General features: G+C 54.7%; 13 protein-coding genes. 6 read left to right on the forward strand and 7 right to left on the reverse strand.

The window, feature by feature from the left end; translation table 11 throughout:
• Positions 1–104 precede the first annotated feature (104 nt).
• The 5 genes from AB1E33_RS21400 to AB1E33_RS21420 form a co-directional block, all read right to left on the reverse strand.
• Entirely contained in the window at positions 105–1,151 is a 1,047-nt protein-coding gene (locus AB1E33_RS21400; RefSeq protein ID WP_372579280.1) for a substrate-binding domain-containing protein, read from the reverse strand.
• Positions 1,148–2,263 (reverse strand): M20 family metallopeptidase, encoded by a 1,116-nt coding sequence (locus AB1E33_RS21405; RefSeq protein WP_372579281.1) that lies wholly within the window; start codon positions 2,261–2,263, stop codon positions 1,148–1,150. The genes AB1E33_RS21400 and AB1E33_RS21405 overlap by 4 nt, the downstream gene beginning before the upstream one ends.
• Positions 2,264–2,424: 161 nt before the next feature.
• Positions 2,425–3,609 carry an ROK family transcriptional regulator gene (locus AB1E33_RS21410; protein WP_372579282.1) on the reverse strand — a complete coding sequence of 395 codons (1,185 nt, stop codon included), beginning with the start codon at positions 3,607–3,609 and terminating at the stop codon, positions 2,425–2,427.
• Between the two features lie 684 nt (positions 3,610–4,293).
• Positions 4,294–6,957: an AsmA family protein gene (locus AB1E33_RS21415; RefSeq protein ID WP_372579283.1), complete on the reverse strand. Its 2,664-nt coding sequence runs from the start codon at positions 6,955–6,957 to the stop codon at positions 4,294–4,296.
• A 267-nt stretch (positions 6,958–7,224) separates the two neighbouring features.
• Complete coding sequence (locus tag AB1E33_RS21420) at positions 7,225–7,476, reverse strand: transposase (protein ID WP_372579426.1); 252 nt, start codon at positions 7,474–7,476, stop codon at positions 7,225–7,227.
• A gap of 491 nt (positions 7,477–7,967) precedes the next feature.
• On the opposite strand from AB1E33_RS21420, the gene AB1E33_RS21425 reads away from it, so the two are divergent.
• The 4 genes from AB1E33_RS21425 (at position 7,968) to AB1E33_RS21440 (ending at position 14,384) form a co-directional block, all read left to right on the forward strand.
• A complete protein-coding gene (locus AB1E33_RS21425; RefSeq protein ID WP_372579284.1) occupies positions 7,968–11,366 on the forward strand; it encodes an ExeM/NucH family extracellular endonuclease in 3,399 nt (1,132 codons plus the stop codon).
• Positions 11,367–11,601: 235 nt separating this feature from the next.
• Entirely contained in the window at positions 11,602–12,594 is a 993-nt protein-coding gene (gene dctP, locus AB1E33_RS21430) for a TRAP transporter substrate-binding protein DctP (RefSeq protein ID WP_372579285.1), read from the forward strand.
• Between the two features lie 78 nt (positions 12,595–12,672).
• Positions 12,673–13,095, forward strand: a complete 423-nt coding sequence (locus AB1E33_RS21435; protein WP_372579286.1) for a TRAP transporter small permease — start codon at positions 12,673–12,675, stop codon at positions 13,093–13,095.
• Positions 13,092–14,384 (forward strand): TRAP transporter large permease, encoded by a 1,293-nt coding sequence (locus AB1E33_RS21440; RefSeq protein WP_372579287.1) that lies wholly within the window; start codon positions 13,092–13,094, stop codon positions 14,382–14,384. The genes AB1E33_RS21435 and AB1E33_RS21440 overlap by 4 nt, the downstream gene beginning before the upstream one ends.
• A gap of 83 nt (positions 14,385–14,467) precedes the next feature.
• On the opposite strand, the gene nhaC is transcribed toward AB1E33_RS21440, so the two are convergent.
• Positions 14,468–15,907: a Na+/H+ antiporter NhaC gene (nhaC, locus tag AB1E33_RS21445; protein ID WP_372579288.1), complete on the reverse strand. Its 1,440-nt coding sequence runs from the start codon at positions 15,905–15,907 to the stop codon at positions 14,468–14,470.
• The gene (locus AB1E33_RS21450; RefSeq protein WP_372579289.1) at positions 15,904–16,272 is read right to left on the reverse strand and encodes a DUF1622 domain-containing protein; all 369 of its coding nucleotides are present in this window, start codon (positions 16,270–16,272) and stop codon (positions 15,904–15,906) included. The genes nhaC and AB1E33_RS21450 overlap by 4 nt, the downstream gene beginning before the upstream one ends.
• A gap of 209 nt (positions 16,273–16,481) precedes the next feature.
• Between AB1E33_RS21450 and AB1E33_RS21455 the strand changes: the two genes are divergently transcribed.
• Positions 16,482–17,921: a YfcC family protein gene (locus AB1E33_RS21455; RefSeq protein WP_372579290.1), complete on the forward strand. Its 1,440-nt coding sequence runs from the start codon at positions 16,482–16,484 to the stop codon at positions 17,919–17,921.
• 69 nt (positions 17,922–17,990) lie between these two features.
• Positions 17,991–19,217 (forward strand): arginine deiminase, encoded by a 1,227-nt coding sequence (locus AB1E33_RS21460; protein ID WP_372579291.1) that lies wholly within the window; start codon positions 17,991–17,993, stop codon positions 19,215–19,217.
• The last annotated feature ends 21 nt before the right edge of the window (positions 19,218–19,238 follow it).

The following is a 19,238-nucleotide window of genomic DNA, read 5'->3' on the forward strand; positions in this document are numbered from 1 at the left end:
ATGCCGCACGAGCGGCAATGCGCTGCGTACTGTCTTGTGGTAGAGACCGGGTGGTCCAGCGGTAACGCAGCTTCCCGCTGGACCATTTGGTTTTGCCAAATGGCTCAGCGTAAGCTTGCAGGCGCTTCGATGTTGAGCGACTGCATCCAGCCTTCCGCGACATCTTCAGCCGTCACGGTCACGGCGGGGGCCACAACAAATGGTGGAACGTCCAGGTCGAGCAGATCAAGAATGCCCGCCGCCGCCATTGCCCGGCCCAGCTCATAGGCTTCATCTGCAACAATTGCGGCCACATTTCCACCTTTGACCATATCCAGCGCTATCGGCTCTGACAGGTCCAGCGTCACGATCTTGGTCTTTGTGTTTCCGTTAGCCCGCAACGCTGCAAGCACACCTTCAGCAGGGCCTGCCCAAGTCACGTAAATGCCGCCAAGATCAGGATTGCGTAGCAACATCGCATTGGCAATTTCTTCGGCACGCGCAGGATCGCTGATCCCTTGCTCGGCCACAATTGAAATGTCTGGATAGTCGTTTTCGATTGTTGTCTTGAACGCGTTATCCCGTTGATTGGTCACATAGTATGCGGCGTCATGGAAAATCCAGCCAACCGTTCCTTTGTTACCCATAGATGCAGCCAGCGCATCCGCCGCCTGTTTGCCCATCTGGTAAAGATCATCCGTGACGATGGCCGCATAATCATTGGGGTGTTGATAGTCCGCTGGCAGATTGGACAGGAACACAAGTTTTACACCACTGTCTCTTGCCGCTTCGAACGCAGCAGCAGATGTCACCGGGTCAAGCGGCAGTGACAAAATGATGCTTGGGTTCTTGACTAGGGCCGTCTCAATGTCGCTGCGTTGCTTGGCTGCGTCAAAACCGGCGCTGGTGGTGGCGACAACTTCGATCCCGAAACGGGCGAATTCATCGGTGGCACCTGCGGAGACCGCATTTACAAAATCCGATTGATCATGCCAGAGCAATGCCGCTGTATGACCACCGGCCTTCAAGACCTCCATGCTGCTCTCGGGCACGGCAATTTCAGATGTCGGCGTCGCAGCTTCGCCGCCTGGGCCAATTGTCTGTGCGGACAGCGGTGCCGCATTCAATGCCAGCGTCGCGCCGACAATAAGCTTTGAAAGTAAAGTTTTCATCGTGATCCTCCCATGGACTTTGGTTCGTTTTGAATGCCGCAATAGCGGGCTAGAAACAGGGCAAAGGCACGCACTGCCGCCAGATAATCATCAACGCTGATTCGTTCTTCGAATGTGTGCGCTACGCTGATGTCGCCGGGGGCGCAGTAGATTGATGGACAGTTCAGCGTGTTCACCAGAAACGGCGTTTCCGACCAATAGGGCGCGCCGCCTAGTGCGCCGCCTGTCGCATGGGTGTTCTTAATGCATTCAGAGAGCAATAAAGCCGCTGGATGGTCCGGTTCGATTTCGACCGGCGAGCCGCCACATGGGTGATCGCGCCCGGCCGGATAATGGACGCTGACCGAGATACTTTCGTGTAGTGATGCTTGCGCGAGGGCGGCTTCGAATTGTGATACGGCATCATTCAGATGCTCTTCAGGGCGCAATTTGCGAATCAACGAGATTTTACAGGTTCCGGGAACCGCTATGTAACCACCGCCGGTGATTTCAGTGACCAGAAGCCCGGAAGAACCGACGAGATCATGTGTGGGGCCACCGGTCAGTTCGGCCTCATGTTCCCAAAGTACGGTCAGGATGGCATGCGCGGCCTTTATCGCATCTACGCCGTCTTCGGGCGTGCCGAAATAGGCTGACCGACCAGTTACCGTAATGTCAGCAATAAAAAATCCGATCTGCGCAGTGTAGACGTCCAGTTTTGTTGGTTCGACATAGACCGCAAAGTCAGGTTCTTCGATCTGACCGGTCTTGATCCGTTCAACCAGATCCTTTGCGCCTGCACTGACACCGGTTCCGGGTTCGCCGCTTTCCTCGTCCCCGATAAAAGCGAAACTGACATCGCCAGACAGCCTTACGCCCGCCTTATCCAGAAGCCGCAGAGCAGCGATGGACGCGCAAATCCCGCCTTTGAGATCGCAGGCCCCGCGTCCCCAAATCTCATCGTTGATCAGAGGCGCTGCGAATGGGCTTTCTTGATGCTTTTCAGCCCAGTGTTCGGCCCAGCCACGCACATGAACTGTGTCGGTATGGCCAACGAACATCATGTGAGGGCCGTCGCCAGTGCCCTTTCGCATCCCCCAGGTGTTTGGACGACCAGGGAGAAAATCGCCCATCCAGGTTTTCATATTCAATGCGTCAAGTTGGCGTTGCAGAAATCCGGCAAAAGCAGCCTCATTGCCGGTCACGCTGTCAATGCCAATCGCCTTTTGCAGTAACGCAAGGTCAGCTTGAGGATTTTGCGCCTCTGCCAATATCTTCTCAAGCCCTGGCATTGTCACGCCACACCTTGTTGGAAGGTTTTCAGTTCTGGTGCAGGAACGTCAATTTTGGTTCCGGGCAAGCCTTTGGCAAACACCGCAACATGCAAGCGCGACAAGGCAACGGAAGTCGCCCCGGCCAACGCCGCGTGGACACCCAGAGCGGAGGGCTCAACTTGGATAGGTCTCGGAAAACACTTCGCTATTTCTTGCCGGACCAGGTCGAGCAATTCATGACGTGCTCCGATGGAGCCACCGAGTACGACACAGGACGGATCGACCACAGAACAAATCGCCACAATTGCGCGTGCAATCTGGTTTGCAACGCATCTCAAAACTTCACTTGCAACGGTATCGCCAACTGAGGATGCGTCGAAAATCTCCGGCACTGTTACAGAACGACCAGTTTCTCGCCTGTAGAGATCAATGATGGCCGAAGTCGCTGTCGCGCGTTCCAATGCGCCAACAGCAAGACTTTCAGGCTCGTTGGGGTCAGCACCGAAAGGCAAAAATCCGATTTCCCCCGCGCCACCCGTGGCCCCGCGCACCAATTCGCCGCCAATGACAAGCCCCGCGCCAATCCCGGTGCCAACTGACACGAAGGCAAGGTCGTCATATCCGGCACGCTGGGTCATCCAATGTTCACCCAATGCCGCGAGATTGACATCATTCTCGACAATGACCTCGATCCCCAATTGTTCCTCAAGAAGGGCGGGGAAGTTAAGCTTGTCCACGTCCGCAATATTTGGTGACATCCTGATATGACCTGTGTCCGGCTCAAGAACGCCGGGGACGCCGATCACCGCGACACGTATCTTTTCAGTAGGGAGGTCATTTCTGGCTGCGGCTTCGACAACCAGCTTTGAAATTTGTCCCACGACATCTGTGCCACCAGCTGGATTTGTCGGTTCGGTGATTTCTGAGACAACCGCACCAGACAAATTGCACAGAGCAACCCGCACCTTCGTGCCACCGAGATCAACACCAGCTACATATGCGGCATCGGGGACGATTTCGTATACGACCGCACGTCGCCCGATATTGCCTTCGGTACGCCCGACCGTCTGAACCCAGCCATCCGTCTCAAGGGTAGAGACAACCTCGGATACAGTTTGTTTGGAAAACCCGGTCATCTTGGCAACGCTTGCGCGCGAGACCGGACCATAGGTGATGATAGCCTGCACAATTGTGCTGGTGGTCATGCGTCTAGAGATTGCCGAAGTATCGGTCACGCGGTCGCCTTTGTATTAGTTCGTCTATCTACCGAACTAACTAGTTGACGAAGTGAGAGTCAAGCACTCTGGGTTTGCGGTCTACTCTGCGTCGGCCCGAGTGGTGCCCTTATGGAGTGCTGGAGTCCGACTTTCCATTCCGACAAATCCGGTCATTCGAGCAACCGCTGTGAACGTCAGAATAGTCCGCACTGCCGACCTTGGCTGGCGCGTGATGAAGGCCCGGTTTGGGGCAGAAATGCTTGACGTTTGCGCCAGTATTGCGTGATGCTGCTCGTTGATCGCATTCAGAAAATCCGCCGGTTCGAGTCAAGAATGTGCAGCGTTCCACTTCAGATGACTTTGACCTTTACGTCATGAACTGATCCAAATTCCGAAAACCGGCCTTGGTGCGAAGCGCGTCGGACGACTGGTTTGAGCCGAGGCTGTGTGAAAACTCTGGCGGTTAATCGAGGCACGCCCCAAACGCCCGATATCCTCACTCGCCCGTTCCGCTGAATGGTATTCTGCGGCGTCCACAGAAATGAACGCGACGACAGGAGAGGCCACCCAAAAAAACTCACCCAATCACAGCCCAATGCGGACGTCGTTCGACGGAAATTTTGCCGACGACTTTCAGTCTTGAAAATTGCCGAAGCTCGACTGTTCCAAGCGTTACTGCAATTGTAAAATGTCGGGTATGCAGAGCTTTCTCTTCGCGGGCATTTTATTTGCACCGTCGGAACGTTTAAGCCGCTTAGGACCATCCTTGACTTTTATTTTCGGCTTGGCCAGCGGGCCTTTTACAGTGACCGGCCAAGGGCTCCGCGAGAGCGGTTCGCCTATCTTGCGAGGTTGCAGATTTAGGTCCAAGGCTTTGTTGTTCAGACTAACACCACCAAATACGACAACCTGCACCTGATCAGTTTCCAGCGTGGTTTGTTTCGTCGAAATGCTTCCATTGGATATGCTCAGCGGGGCACGCAAACAAACGATCGGCGCCACTTTTTGCTTGTCCTTGGAAAACACCCAAGGCAATACCCCAAGGCCAGCAAGATCCAGAAGTTGAGTTTCAATCGAGCCATTACGCATTGTAACCGTGGCGTTACCGCTCATGGACCTAGCAAACTGTTTGGCTGACTCGGTCCCCCCAGTGACATTAAAGTCAGCATAGATCGTTCCGCTCGCGCCCTTTTTGAAATTCAAATTGTGAAGAATGTCATCCAGTTGCCATCCTTCGGCTCTACCAGTCAGCGTCAACAAATGCACTTCATCCGAGAGATCCATTTGACCGCTCACGTCGAAGTTGGCACCTCCGTATTCAAACCTTAACGGTCCAGCTCTTAGTTCGTTTTCGTCCAATGTCAGTTCGCTCTGCAAGCTGCTGATACCTTGGGCTCCTTCGATGTGCCGCAAATCAATATCCACATCCATGTTCATTCCTGACAATAGAATAGAACGCCCGATAGGCTTCAGTGTCACATTTCGCAGCGGTCCCGAAGATTCCGCTTCCTCAGAGGCAACTGGTTCCTCTGCCTTTTCATCGCCAGTTTCCGAGGTGCCCAGCTTTCTCAGCTGTGCAGCCCCCAATACGATGCTACGAATTTGATCTATTCTGATCAGGTCACTTTCGATTGCCCCATGCAGCACAGGGTCAGTAGTCGCATCATCAAGATCGGCCCTGATTTGCAGGACAGAGTCAGCAATTGTGACATTGGCATCAGCGTTCCAATCTGTACCCTCGCTGACGAGATTGATCCCAAGGTGAGCCTGCCCTGTATCTACCGGCTCCAGCGACAAGGCTTGTAGAAGGTCAGCTCCAGACGGGACGTCTACATCAATTTCCAAATCCAGGTTCTCGAATTTCAGTACGTTTTTGATAGTACCGTGCACTTCCAGATTCCAGACGTCCGTTTCGCTCGTCTTGCCGTCCAAATTTGTCAGCGAAAGTTGATTGATGTCGCCGCTTAGATGAAAGTTGCCTGAGAATTTGCCCAGCTGGTCATCCGGCCCCAAAAGCTCCGGTGAGATCAAACTGCTTGCCGGAATGTCCAGTAACCCCTCGGCCGATATCCCTTGCAACTGCAACGCGTTATCGACTGAACCGTTCAAGATTACGAACGGATCTGAAGGGTTTCCGATCCGCAAGTTAACGTTTCCTACACGAAGCGTGCCATCTGGTGTTCTGGACAACTCAGAAAACTTTACCGGTGGCGGGCCTTCACCAGAGGTATCCAATGTGAAGCCATTGGTCTTAACGACCATTTGCCGCTGAGGAACCTGACCGGGCACACTGTCCATGACCATATCAACTGCGACAAGCTTGAGGTCGTACCGCGATGAGGCAGGGGCTGGCTCAGCGTCTTCTGGGTACAAACGAATGCGGGTTGTCAGCGAAACGTCGGCCGGATTTCCAAGCTCACCGATTTGCCCCGTCAACTCTAGGCTTTGCCCTCCGTCCAGTTTGGCCAGTACATTAAGGTCATCAATCCGGGAAACTCCATTGGCCGCCTTGAACGTGGCACCCACTTTACCCGATCCGTCCAATACTCGGTTCAGCTTCAGGACATCCAGCAGCTGACCAAGTTCGGCGACTTCAACTGTGGTTTCTAACTGCAGGCCAGATTGCTGGGGAACTTGAGTGGCCGCAATGGAAATCTGTTCGAATTCCATCATCACCTGAAACGGGTCTTCAACCGGAAATACTCCCGTCAGTTCAAACGCCTCACCGTTCAACGAGCCTGATCCAACTGCTGATGCAGCTTCGGTTTCACTCCTACGTTCCAATACCAAATCAGGGAGCTGCAAATCGAACTCCAGGCCATTTAGATCGTTCTGGTAAAGAACTGTGACATCGGTCAATTCAATCTTGCGATCCGTCAGAATATCGGAGATCGGGTTTGCAGCAGTTTTCGCAGGTTTCTCCGCGTCGGCGCCGGTTGCGGCAACGGACTGCCAACTGGTTGTTCCTTCGTCATTTGTAAGAAGGTTCAGATGCACACCATCCAAAGAAAGATTGCTCAGCGACAGCTGACCATTCCAAAGATCCTGCGCCGAGACCTCGAATCCAAGCCTGTCGAGTGTTGCCAGATTAGCATCAAAAACCGAAGAACCGTGAAGCACAATTCCCTTCGCCGAAACCTGCAATTGCCTCCCTACGCCTATTCGAACTTCATCTTCAATGAGAACGTTTTGGCCCAGTTTCTTGGAAATCAGACCTTCAACGAAGGTAGTCCTTAGTGAAGAAAACGCGGAAGAAGAAAGTAGGAGCCAGGTGGCAATGACGACGACCAATGCAACTGCGCAACAAACTAAGACACCTTTTACTATGTATCGCACGCTCTTCTCCTCAGATTCCGATTCCCCGCAAGGGAATCCTAGTTCATTTGGTTGTGTCGCAAACTCCGTTTTAAGGAGAGATCACATCACCGCGGTCTGGATCAAAGGCAAGCTGCAGTTTGCGCCATGTTTTAGGTGTTTCCTTAGGCAGTGCATCTCGGCGTTCCATTCGTTTCTACCATGCATTCTCAAGCCGGTACTGTCCACAATGAGGGTAATCGGACCTCTCAAAACTCTCCGCTCCGCACTGATATTCAGCGTCTTTCCTCATCTCGAGAGGGTGGAGAAATCCGAAACCGCGATGTCAAATTTCATTAGGCTAACGACCGATCGCACAAAGCCCTGCATTTGGCAGAGCGGAAGTCGAAACACGACCTGCAGCACCGGACAAATATCCATCGCCAAGTCCGAATAGTGTGTCTGACCGCCACGGGTATTGCGACACAGTAGTGTCCAGTTGTCTGCTGTGTCGTCCGCAATCCAGATCGCCAGATCTCCGCGCCGCCTAAGGTTCTCAATCTACTCGGACGCATTTGTGACCCGGTACCGTGCATTATCGAATTTGCCGCGGCGCTCCTGGTTGAGTTTGTGGGCCATTTTCCGTCGCTCACATTCAAGAAAACGTTGGGAATAGTTCACCCGTCCGATCCGAATAACACTCCCAGACAGAAGGGCATTCACCAGCTGCTTGTTATTGGGGCGAAGTCAGTGATCACAGTGTTGGTCACCAAAGGCGTGCAAGGGAGCCCATGGCTCGAGAGAGTGCTGGTGCGAACACCGCGAATAGTTGTTGTCATTGCACGCAACTTAGGATTGTCTGTTCAAGGTCATGGGGCACTGTAAAACATTGGCTGGATCAACAAACCATTTGCGATCCATTTTGATCGCACAGCCCAAGGTTTCCAGCCAGCTTGTTAAGTCGTCTGCTTGTTATGCTCCGTTCACATATTGGCCCTAAGGATCTTTACGGTCCGCTTTCACCAAGAGGCCATCCTTACTGGGAGAATACTATGTCATTGATTGTTACCGGTGTAATCGACGGCCCCCTTACTGGAGGAGTGCCGAAAGCGGTCGAGCTCTTTGTAACCGCCGACATCGCAGACCTTTCTGTTTACGGCATCGGGTCGGCGAACAATGGCGGTGGATCGGATGGCGAAGAGTTCACCTTTCCCGCAGTCGCTGCAACGGCCGGAACCTATATCTATGTGTCGAATGAAGCGCCGGGGTTCACCAATTTCATGGGCTTTGCGCCCGACTATACAACCAGCGCCCTATCAATAAATGGCGATGACGCCATCGAACTATTTCAAAACGGGACCGTCATCGATCTGTTCGGCGACATCAACGTTGATGGGAGCGGGCAGCCATGGGAGTATCTCGACGGATGGGCCGCCCGCAATCCCGGTGCAACCGCCAGCCCGACATTTGACCTAACCGAGTGGACTTTTTCCGGCCCCAACGCCCTTGACGGCGAGGGCACGAACACCGGGGCGGCCGTTCCCTTTCCGTTGGCATCCTTCGACAGTCCAGTGATGACGCCGAATTTTGTGATCAATGAAATCGACGCCGATCAGGACATGACAGATAGCGCGGAGTTTATCGAGATCTATGATGGCGGCGTCGGAAACGCGACGCTTGATGGGTTGTCGGTGGTTCTGTTCAACGGCAATGGCGATACCGTCTACGACACAATCTCGCTTGATGGGTTTTCGACCGATGCGGACGGTTTCTTTGTCATCGGTTCCGCCAATGTCCCCACTGTCGATCTGGTGGCCTTCACCACCAACGGATTGCAGAACGGCGCCGACGCGGTTGCCCTCTATGACGGGCCGGCACCTGCAGCGCCCACGACAGACAATCTGTTGGATGCAGTGGTTTATGGCACCAATGATGCGGATGATGCCGGTCTTTTGGTAGCCCTCGGTCAAACCACTCAAGCCAACGAAAGTGAGAATGGGAACTCGATCGGCGACGCCCTTGCCCGACAGCCGGATCAGACCGGCGATTTTGTCGCCCAGGCACCCACACCCGGCAGCAGCAATGTCATCGAGCCCCCCGTCGAGATCACGCGGATAAGCGAAATTCAGGGCAGCGGCGGCACCGGACACATGGCGCAGATCGGAGTGGATGACCGAAGCCTGCTGGAAGGTCAAACCGTGACGGTCAGCGCGATCGTCACCGCAGATTTTCAGGATGGGTTGCTGGGCAGCCAAGGTGATCTAAATGGCTTCTACCTGCAGGAAGAAGACAGCGATCAAGATGCCAACCCGCTGACATCCGAAGGGATTTTTATCTTTGATGGTTTCAATCCTCTGGTCGATGTCAATGTCGGGGATCTGGTCGAGGTCACCGGCGTTGTCGGTGAAAACTTCGGTCAGACCCAAATCACCGCCACCGCAATCGCTGTCTTCGAGACCGATCAGCTGGTGCCATCCTCGGTCGAGGTGGTGTTCCCCACTGCCGGTGTCATGCTGGATGATGACGGCAATTATGTCGCCAACCTTGAAGCCTATGAAGGAATGTTGGTGAACGTGGCCCAGGACATGACGGTGTCCGAGTTGTTCAATCTGGATCGTTTCGGGCAATACAACGTCACAGCCGATGGTCGACCGGTTCAATTCACTCAGGAAAATGATCCTGATGCGACGGGTTTCGAACAGCATATGCAAGATATTGCTGCACGCACTTTGGTTCTGGACGACGGCTCGACGGTTCAGAACCCTGATTCGTTGCGGATCATTGATGGAAATGATGGCATGCTGTCCGCCGATGACAGCTTCCGAATGGGCGACAACATTTCTTCGATCACGGGTGTCTTGGGGTATTCCTTCGACGAATTTCGCATCAATGCCGCTGACGGGAATTACAAGCAAGTCAATCCGCGACCCGAGACACCCGAGGATCTCGGCGGCAATTTCAAAGTCGCCAGCCTGAATGTGCTCAATTACTTCACCACGATCGATTTGCCGGGGGCCACCACGGATAACGGCTCGGACCCGCGCGGTGCCGATACGGCCGAGGAGTTCGCCCGGCAAGCCGACAAGCTGGTCAACGCCATTGTCGAGATTGACGCCGACGTGCTTGGTCTGGTCGAGCTTGAGAATGACTTTGCCGGCAGCACGTTTGCCATCAAGGATATCGTTGACCGGGTGAATGCCGAGCTTGGGGCCGAGGTCTTTGGATTTGTCGACCCCGGGCAGGAATTTGTCGGCGGCGATGCCATCGCAAACGGTCTGATCTACAAGGTCGACGAAGTTGGTCTGAAAGGTGAAATGGCCATTCTCGAGAGCTTTGAAGGGCGGGACTTCATCGACCCGCTTGGAGCCGGTCGCGGGCTGAATCGGCCTGCAGTTGCCCAGACATTCGAGGATCTGGACACCGGACAGACACTCACGATCTCGGTCAACCACCTGAAATCCAAAGGGTCGCTTTCCGGCATCGCTGCGGATGAGGATCAGGGTGACGGTCAGGGCAACAACAACGCAACACGGGCCGAGGCGGCCGATATCCTAGCGGACTGGCTGGCCAGCGACCCGACCGGGCAGGGATCGGAGAATGTGCTGATACTGGGCGACCTGAATTCTTACGCTAAAGAAGATCCGCTGAGTGTTCTTTCGGATGCAGGCTTTACAGATCTTGCGGCGGCGGAATTGGGTAGTGACGCCTATTCCTTCGTGTTTGATGGCCAGATTGGCACTCTGGATTACGTGCTGGCCAACGACGCGCTAGCGGCAAGTGTCACCGGGGTGACGGAATGGCACATCAACGCGGACGAAGCGGATGCGCTGGACTACAACCTAGATTTCGGTCGTGATCCGACATTGTTTGACGGCGACAGCCCGGCGCGCAATTCCGATCATGATCCGGTCATCGTGAGTTTCGAGTTTGAACCTGTCTACAACTTGATCGCTGGAACCAACTGCCGCGACTTCCTCATTGGCACCGAAGGACAAGACCAGATCGATGCAATGGGCGGCCGGGATTTTGTATATGCGGGGGGCGGGGATGACCTGATTACCGGCGGGCGCGGCAACGACAAGATCTTTGCAGGCCAAGGCAATGACGATATCGACGCCGGTCGCGGGAATGACCTAGTCTTCGCCGGCGCCGGAGATGACATCATCCGGGCAGGAGACGGCAAACGCGACATCTACTGGGGCGGCGACGGGGCTGATCTCTTCATCTTCTCGGCGGAGCTTGCCGAGGATCGGTCGCGCGATAAGACACTTGTTCTTGATTTTGACGTTTCGGAAGACGTCATCGATTTGGGAGGCGCGCAAATCGCAAGTGTTCGCGAATTCCACCACAAGGTTAGGATCAACCTCGAAGGCGGGCGCGACCAGATCGATCTTTATGGCGTTTCCGAGTTCGAAGACATCATGTTTTCAGGTAACCTTATGATCGGCTGACAAATAGCAGTCTGGTTCGATCCGTTCCAGTCACCCTGGGTGGGCTACCATTACTTTGATGTTGCCCGGGGTTTCGGATGTTCGCTGTAAGTGCACGGCTTCGATTGATCAAAGGGGCAGGATTGAATGCGGGTTCACTAAGCACTGCAATTGCGTCGCACGCGGATGCTGCTTGGCCTAAATTGCTTCGCATGCGAAGCTTCACCGATAACTATGACAAAAGGGGAGTTGTCTGATGAAACATCATTTACTCGCACTGGTAATTGGCCTGACGGCCACCACCGCACAAGCCGAAGAGTGGCGATTCAATAACTTCTTGCCAGAGACGCGGCCTGAATCGGCGGAGCTTTCGCAATTTGTTGACGAGGTGAACGCCGCAGGTACCGGTACCACGCTCAAGATTTACAGCGGCGGATCATTGGGGCTTCCCAATACCGATGTGCTGCGCTTTGTGCCCAAGGGTGCGGTTGAGATGAGCTTGATGTGGGCCAACTACCTTGGCCGCGACGCGCCAGAGCTGAGCTCGGTCGTAGTGCAGGGAACGATTGCGTCGGTTGACGAATTCAAGCAGGCGCTGCCCATCGTCCAGCAGATTTATTCCGAGGCCTATGCGGACTGGGGCATTACTTCGGTGGGTTTCGCGGCTATCCCGATGTTGTCTGTCTCGGTTTTCTGTCGGGACGAGCCGGTGAACACGATGGATCAGCTAAAGACGAAAAAGCTACGCGTTTGGGCACGCGATCAGGTAGAGGCCTTCACCCGGCTTGGCGTTGCTGCACAGATTATTCCGCAGGAAGAAATGTATGTGGCAATGAAAACCGGCGTCGTGGATTGCGCACTTTACCCAGCGCTTTACGCGCATACCGTTTCGCTGCAGGAAGTGTCGAAATATGCGTCTTTCTTGTATCCCATGGCGTCTGGCCCCTACGTGATCGGCGTATCGAACGACAAATGGGACGCAGCGGATGACCCGTTCAAGACTGCAGTTGCCACCGCGGCTGATGGGCTGTGGGAACGGACCAACCAATACGAAGACGACCTTGAGCGAGAGCTGGCCGCCCGTGACACGTTAGTCGAGCAGGGTATCGTTTGGGGCGAGGATTTCCCCGAGGCGGATCGGGACGCATTCGTTGGGGCGGTAACGGGGATATGGGCCGAACTGGCAGAAGAAGCCGGTGGCAAGGCACCCGAATACCGTCAGCGTGTGCTGGAAGCTTTGGGTCGCTAATTGCGCATCCAAAACACAATTGCATGGGGGCTTGAGAAACTGGCCCTCGCTTGCGCGGGTCTGGCTGCGATTGGGATCGTGACGATCATCGGGTTCATTGCGACAAGCGTCGCGTTGCGAAAACTCGCCAACACACCGGTGCATATGACGGAAGAAGTCGTGGGCCTGCTGCTCAGCGTCAGCCTTTTGCTGGGACTGCCGATGGTCACGCTGAAATCTGAACATGTTAAGATGTCATTGCTGATTGCTGCCCTTGACCCTGCTGCCCGCAAATGGGTTGCCCTGACTGGAACGGTGCTGAGCATTGTTTTCTTTGGCTGGCTATTGGTGGAAGCCCGTGAGTGGTTCGAGTTCGCCTTTCAGCGGAATCTAAAAACTCTGACCTCCCGGATCTTGCTCTATCCGTGGATGGCGATGCTGCCTTTATCACTGATTATTTGCACGCTGATCCTGCTCGCTCGGATCGCGGGCATCCTTCCCGAGCCCATACGACGCCCATGAGTCTGTGGACTGTTCTGATTGGCGTGCTGGTCACCGCCGCAAGCACCGGCATGGCACTCGGAGCCGCGTTAGGCCTGACCGGTTTGATCATCCTGTATTTCTTTTCCAACGGGGCGACCTCGTTGGCGATTGATGCCATCTGGAACGTCTTCAATTCGTTCACGCTCAGCGCGGTGCCCGTATTCATCCTTCTGGGTGAAGTCCTGTTGCGCAGTGGGGTCAGCGAACGTGCCTATGCCGCGTTCTCGCCGATATTTCGCCGTGTCCCGGGGGGGCTCTTGCACACCAATATTGCCGTTTGCACCCTTTTTGGTGCAGTCAGCGGGTCCAGCCTCTCCACCGCCGCCGCCGTTGGATCGGTCGCCTATCCTGAGATGACGCGGCGTGGCTACGACAAGGATATGATCGTTGGCAGCCTTGCGGGAGGAGGAACCCTGGGCCTGCTCATCCCGCCCAGCCTGTCGTTCCTGATTTACGGCGCACTGACCGAGACATCCATTGGACGCCTGTTTGCTGCCGGGATCGTCCCGGGCTTGATGGTTGGTCTGATGTTCATGACTTACATTCTGATCCGCTGCCTGCGAACGCCAACTCTTGCGCCGCGCGCGGCAGAGGCGCCGGGCCTGTGGCACATCATCAAGGGCTTTCGCGAGGTCTGGCCAATCCTGGCGCTGATCGCGGCGGTCATTGGCACCATCGTTGGCGGGATCGCTACCCCAACTGAGGCCGCCGGTCTGGGAGTGGTGATTGCCGTGGTGATCTCGTCGATCTGGGGAGATCTCTCGCTGCGCAAGTTGACAGATGCGGTCTACAATTCAGTGCTGTTGTTTTCATCCATCGGATTTCTGGTGCTCGGCGCCACGATTCTTGCCTTGTCGGTCAGCGTGTTGGGCGTTCCTCAGAAGATCCTTGAGGCAGTGGCGAATTCAGGTTTGGGTCCCTATGCCGTGTTGGCGGTGGTCTTGTTGACCTACTTGATCCTGGGCTGTTTTTTCGACGGGCTTTCGCTGATGATCATGACGCTGCCCGTTGTCTTTCCGCTGTTGACGGGCCTCGGGTTTGACCCAATCTGGATCGGCGTCATTATCACTATTGTGATCGAGATCGGGCAGGTTACGCCGCCGGTGGGGCTGAACCTGTCAGTGTTGACATCGCTGACCCGAGGCGAAGTGCCCTTGGGGCGTGTCGCGATCGCTACGGTGCCCTATTGGGTCATTCATTTGATGGCGATTTGCCTGCTAGTCCTGTTCCCAGCGTTGGCACTTTATGTGCCAAGCATTCTCTTTTAGGAGTTCGGTCCCGGCATCTGGCGTATCGGATTTAGGATGTATTGGCCCGGCCCTGAAGTCCAGATTTTGCAGGTGTACAAGCACTACTCGGGCAATGGCGGGTCTTCCTTGATCATTCGGATCCCGGCAAAAGCAAAAACGATCGTAATGATTGGATTGATCAGGTTGAACAGCGCAAACGGAGCATATGAAATTGTTGCAACGCCCAATGTGGCCGCCATGTAGGCCCCGCAGGAATTCCAGGGGACGAGGGCACTTGTGACGGTTGCTGAATCGCCCACCGCCCGGGACAGGACCTGTGGCGCCAGTTTCAACCGCTGAAACGGTTTTTGAAATACGCGCCCCGGAAGCACAATTGCAATGTACTGATCAGATGCCAGAATGTTGGTCGCCAGAGCCGAAGCGACCAAAGCGGATATAAGTCTTCCGGTCGTGTTTGCCGCTTTCAGGATCGGCTTCAAAAGTCGGTCGAGAACCCCAATCCTTTCAATGACGCCACCAAAGGCAAGAGCGGTCAGGATCAGCCAGATGGTTACGAGCATCGAGGACATTCCGCCACGGCTGAGGAATGTGTCCAATGTCTCGGACCCGCTTGTGGATACGTAACCGTTGGCCATTGCGGTCCAGACCCCTTTGATCATGGCCAGCGCAAAAGGCAGATCGGGGTCATCGGCCAGCGAGACCACATGATCGGGGGCTATGATTACGGCAATCACACCACCGGCAAGGGCGCCAAGAAATATCGTGACGAAAGGAGGGTATCGCAACAGCGCAAGGACAAGAACCAGCAGTAAGGGTAAGAAGGGCAGGATTGATACATCGAATTCCTGGGCGATGCCGGATGTAATATTTGACGCATCAAAATCTGCAGGTGACCCCATGAGCCAGAAAAAGAACAGTGCCAGAACCAAAGTCGGCACCGAAGTCCACAGGGTTTCTACGATATGTTCATAAAGGTCGGCGCCGACTGCCGCAGTTGCCAGATTTGTGGCGTCAGACAAGGGGGAGGATTTATCACCAAAATATGCACCGGAAATAATCGCCCCGGCGGTGATCGCTGGGTTGAGATCCATTTGATCGGCAACACCCATCAATCCGATCCCCAATGTACCTGCCACAGTCCAGGAACTGCCAACGCACAAAGCCACCAGTGCGCAAATCAGTACAACCGTGAAGTAAAAATAGTCCGGCGACAAAACTTGCAGGCCCCAGTAGACCATGGCGATCAATGTCCCGCTCATCGCCCATGTGCCGATCAAAGATCCGACGGCGAGCAAGATAAAAATAGCTCCGATGCCAGTTGTGACGCTGTCACGGGCGGCCTCGCCCATCTCCTGCCAATTGAACCCGTGAAGCCACCCTATCGCCACAGCGACAAGCGCTGAAAACAACAGGGCAATTTGATTGGCCCCCGAGGCAGCGTCATCCCCATAAAGCCCGTAAGCGAGTGCCAACAAACCCATAAGGGTTACGACCGGGATCAAAGCCCAAAGAACCGACGGGGTACGCGGTTGAGCGTTCATGATACCGACCCACGGCCGAGACCAAGCTGTCGCGCTTCAATTTGCTGAACTTCGTGATCCAGGAAGTAGGACAACGCCACACGGATGCCGACTATTCCCGCCAGAAGCGTCACCTCTTCAAGGGTTCGATGGGCGATCGAATGCAGGATGTCAGATACAATCAGAATGTCGAGCGCCACCAAAATCCAGCGGCCAAGCGTTATTCGGAAAGTGCGTAGCATCTCGCCTGTCACTATATCCAGAAAGTGCTCGCCACGGCCACGCGCCGTGCGCACTGTCGCCTGGACAGAACCAACCAATCCGGTCAAGAGAACGAGTACTGCAAGTGCATCCAATGTACCGGCCAATACTTCCACTAACCGCATTTTCATACTCCATCAAAAGTTGAAAGTAACTGGCCCAGTGTAACCCCAAGTTTATCCATGGTTTAGTACGAAACAGCTTGCTTGGTGAGAAATTTTGGTCTGTAGTCAAGGCAATAGCAAGACACTGCGTATAGAATTTTGGTCGGCGAACTGATGCAGGACGGTTAGCTAAAATTCTGAAACCGATAAAAAAATTGGGTGATTCCCGCATGTCCAAGTTCAAATTTCCCACAGCTTTCACGATTCTGTTCGTTCTGATTGCGGTCGTCGCCGTGCTGACGTGGATCATCCCTGCCGGTGAATACATGCGTGAAATGAACGACGCACTGGGCGCAGAAGCCCCGGTTCCGGGTACTTATCAGGAAGTTGAACCAAACCCGCAGGGAATTACGGCCGTCATTCTGGCACCCATTGCCGGGATGTATGATCCCGGACTATTGGGTAGCTCATCCAGTGCGGCAATTGATGTTGCTCTGTTTGTTCTGATCATCGGCGGTTTCCTGATGGTTGTCACCAAAACAGGTGCGATAGACGCCGGAATCGGTTGGTTGCTTTCCCGTCTCGAAGGGCGGGAGATTCTGATGATACCGATCCTGATGGTGGCCTTTGCCTTTGGTGGCACCAGTTACGGCATGGCCGAAGAATCTCTGGCATTCTACGCCTTGATCATCCCCGTATTCATCAGGGCGGGCTACGACGCACTGACCGGGGTCGCCGTTATAATGCTGGGTGCCGGTATCGGCACTTTGGGCTCAACGTTCAATGCCTTTGCTACCGTAGTCGCATCACAAGGGGCGGGTATTCCTTTCACTGATGGAATTATCCTGCGTTTCATAATATTGGCTCTCTGCCTGGGTGCCGGCATCGTTTTTGTCATGAGATATGCGCGTAGGGTCAAAACGGACCCGACCGCTTCGGTCGTGGCAGACCAAGCCAATGATAACCGGAGCCATTTTCTCAAGGGTTCGTCCGAAGATGAAGCCTTTCCGGATATGACCCGGACTCGGTCCGTTATTCTTGCCCTTTTTGGCCTGACCTTCGCAGTGATGATTTACGGTGTGGTCGCGCTGGACTGGTGGATGGGCGAAATGTCAGGATTATTTCTGGTAATGTCCATCATCGTCTGGTGGGTCGGCAAATTCGATCAGGGCTCGCGCATGGATGAAGCGACCTTTGTCGAAACATTTGTGGATGGCGCACGGGATTTGCTTGGCGTCGCCCTGATCATCGGTGTCGCCCGCGGAGTCGTTGTCATCATGGACGCGGGCAAAATCACCGACACAATTCTGGCAAGCGCTGAAGGGTTCGTTTCAGGGCTCAGCGAGTACCTGTTCATCAATGCCATGTTTGGCATCCAGATCCTGATGTCTTTCCTTGTGCCCAGTTCCTCGGGACTGGCAACTTTGTCGATGCCGATCATGGCGCCCCTGGCTGACTTTGCGGGCGTCGGGCGTGACCTTGTCGTAACGGCTTACCAGTCAGCGAACGGTTGGGTGAACCTGTTCAACCCCACTTTTGCGGTGGTCATGGGTGGTCTTGCAATTGGCCGAGTTTCTTACGATCGCTGGCTGCGGTTTGTAGCCCCGCTGCTTCTCATTCTGGCTATCATCATTATCGCATGTCTCAGCGTGGGTGCCGCCATCAGCTAGCGGATTTCCCGGTTCTTTCCGGCGCACGTGTTTGAAGAACCGCAGGCACCGCAACTACAGGAGATGACAATGAAATTTGGTGTTCATTCTGAAGTTGGCAGACTTCGCAAAGTGATGGTTTCGCGCCCCTCTTTGGCGCATGATCGCCTTACCCCACGAAATTGCGAAGAGTTGCTGTTCGATGACGTGATATGGGTCGAAAAAGCGCGCGAAGATCACGCGGAATTCGTCCGGATGATGGAAGGTCGCGGAGTCGAAGTCTACGATATTCAGGATCTTTTGGCCGAGGCCATAGATCAGACGCAGGCAACCCGCGCATTCCTTCTCGATCGCCTCGTTACATCCAATTCGGTTGGACCCGGACTTGTTCAGGCCATGCGGCCTTGGATGAATGAGATGAGTGGGAAGGCGCTGGCGCGGCAATTGATGGGCGGGGTGATCATCGAGGACCTTCCCGGAGGAGAATTGACCCACCTGATGAAAGCCGAATTGCCAGGAAGCGAATTCATCATTCCCGCAGTCCCCAACGCGCAATTCCAGCGCGACCCGTCCTGCTGGATTTACGGAGGTGTGACGTGTAATCCGATGTACTGGCCGGCGCGACGACCAGAGACGCTGTTCCAGCGGGCCGTCTACAACTTCCACCCGATGTTCAAAGACGCCGAGTTCGAATTCTGGTGGGGCAACAGCGACGAGAACTTTCAGATGTCATGCATGGAAGGCGGAGACGTCATGCCAATCGGGCATGGAACGGTATTCATCGGAATGGGCGAACGCACCACCCGGCAAGCGGTAACGCAGGTCGCCCAAACCCTGTTTGAGCGCGATGGCGCCGAACGCGTTGTCGCCTGTGTCATGCCCAAATCCCGCGCGGCAATGCACCTTGACACGGTGTTCACCTGCCTCGAACAGGACAAGGTGACTGCCTTCATGGAGGTCGCGAACGAAATCACCTGCTATTCTTTGCGCCCGGATGACAAAGGCGGGCTGGATGTTCGCAAGGAATCCGGCTCGATTTTCGAGGTCTATCAGGAAATACAGAACCTTTCGGAACTGAGAATTATCGGGACCGGAGGAAACGAGTTCCAATCCGAACGCGAGCAATGGGATGATGGCAACAACGTCGTCGCATTGGAGCCCGGCGTGGTCGTCGGATACGCTCGAAACAAATATACGAACGGCCTGATGCGCGACGCCGGGGTCGAAGTCATTGAAATTAACGGGCAAGAACTGGGCCGCGGCCGCGGCGGTGGCCATTGCATGACTTGCCCGATTCTGCGTGACCCCGTTTACTAATTGCAACTTTCTTAGGGAGAG

Origin of the sequence: Ruegeria hyattellae, from assembly GCF_041537925.1 — a bacterium.
GTDB lineage: Bacteria > Pseudomonadota > Alphaproteobacteria > Rhodobacterales > Rhodobacteraceae > Ruegeria_C.

Bases quoted from the DNA above. Each gene is read 5' to 3' on its own strand.
- AB1E33_RS21440 (WP_372579287.1), top strand. From the start codon at position 13,092: ATGAGTCTGTGGACTGTTCTGATTGGCGTGCTGGTCACCGCCGCAAGC.
- nhaC (WP_372579288.1), bottom strand. From the start codon at position 15,907: ATGAACGCTCAACCGCGTACCCCGTCGGTTCTTTGGGCTTTGATCCCG.
- AB1E33_RS21450 (WP_372579289.1), bottom strand. From the start codon at position 16,272: ATGCGGTTAGTGGAAGTATTGGCCGGTACATTGGATGCACTTGCAGTA.
- AB1E33_RS21425 (WP_372579284.1), top strand. From the start codon at position 7,968: ATGTCATTGATTGTTACCGGTGTAATCGACGGCCCCCTTACTGGAGGA.
- dctP (WP_372579285.1), top strand. From the start codon at position 11,602: ATGAAACATCATTTACTCGCACTGGTAATTGGCCTGACGGCCACCACC.
- AB1E33_RS21405 (WP_372579281.1), bottom strand. From the start codon at position 2,263: ATGGGCGATTTTCTCCCTGGTCGTCCAAACACCTGGGGGATGCGAAAG.
- AB1E33_RS21400 (WP_372579280.1), bottom strand. From the start codon at position 1,151: ATGAAAACTTTACTTTCAAAGCTTATTGTCGGCGCGACGCTGGCATTG.
- AB1E33_RS21455 (WP_372579290.1), top strand. From the start codon at position 16,482: ATGTCCAAGTTCAAATTTCCCACAGCTTTCACGATTCTGTTCGTTCTG.
- AB1E33_RS21410 (WP_372579282.1), bottom strand. From the start codon at position 3,609: ATGACCACCAGCACAATTGTGCAGGCTATCATCACCTATGGTCCGGTC.
- AB1E33_RS21460 (WP_372579291.1), top strand. From the start codon at position 17,991: ATGAAATTTGGTGTTCATTCTGAAGTTGGCAGACTTCGCAAAGTGATG.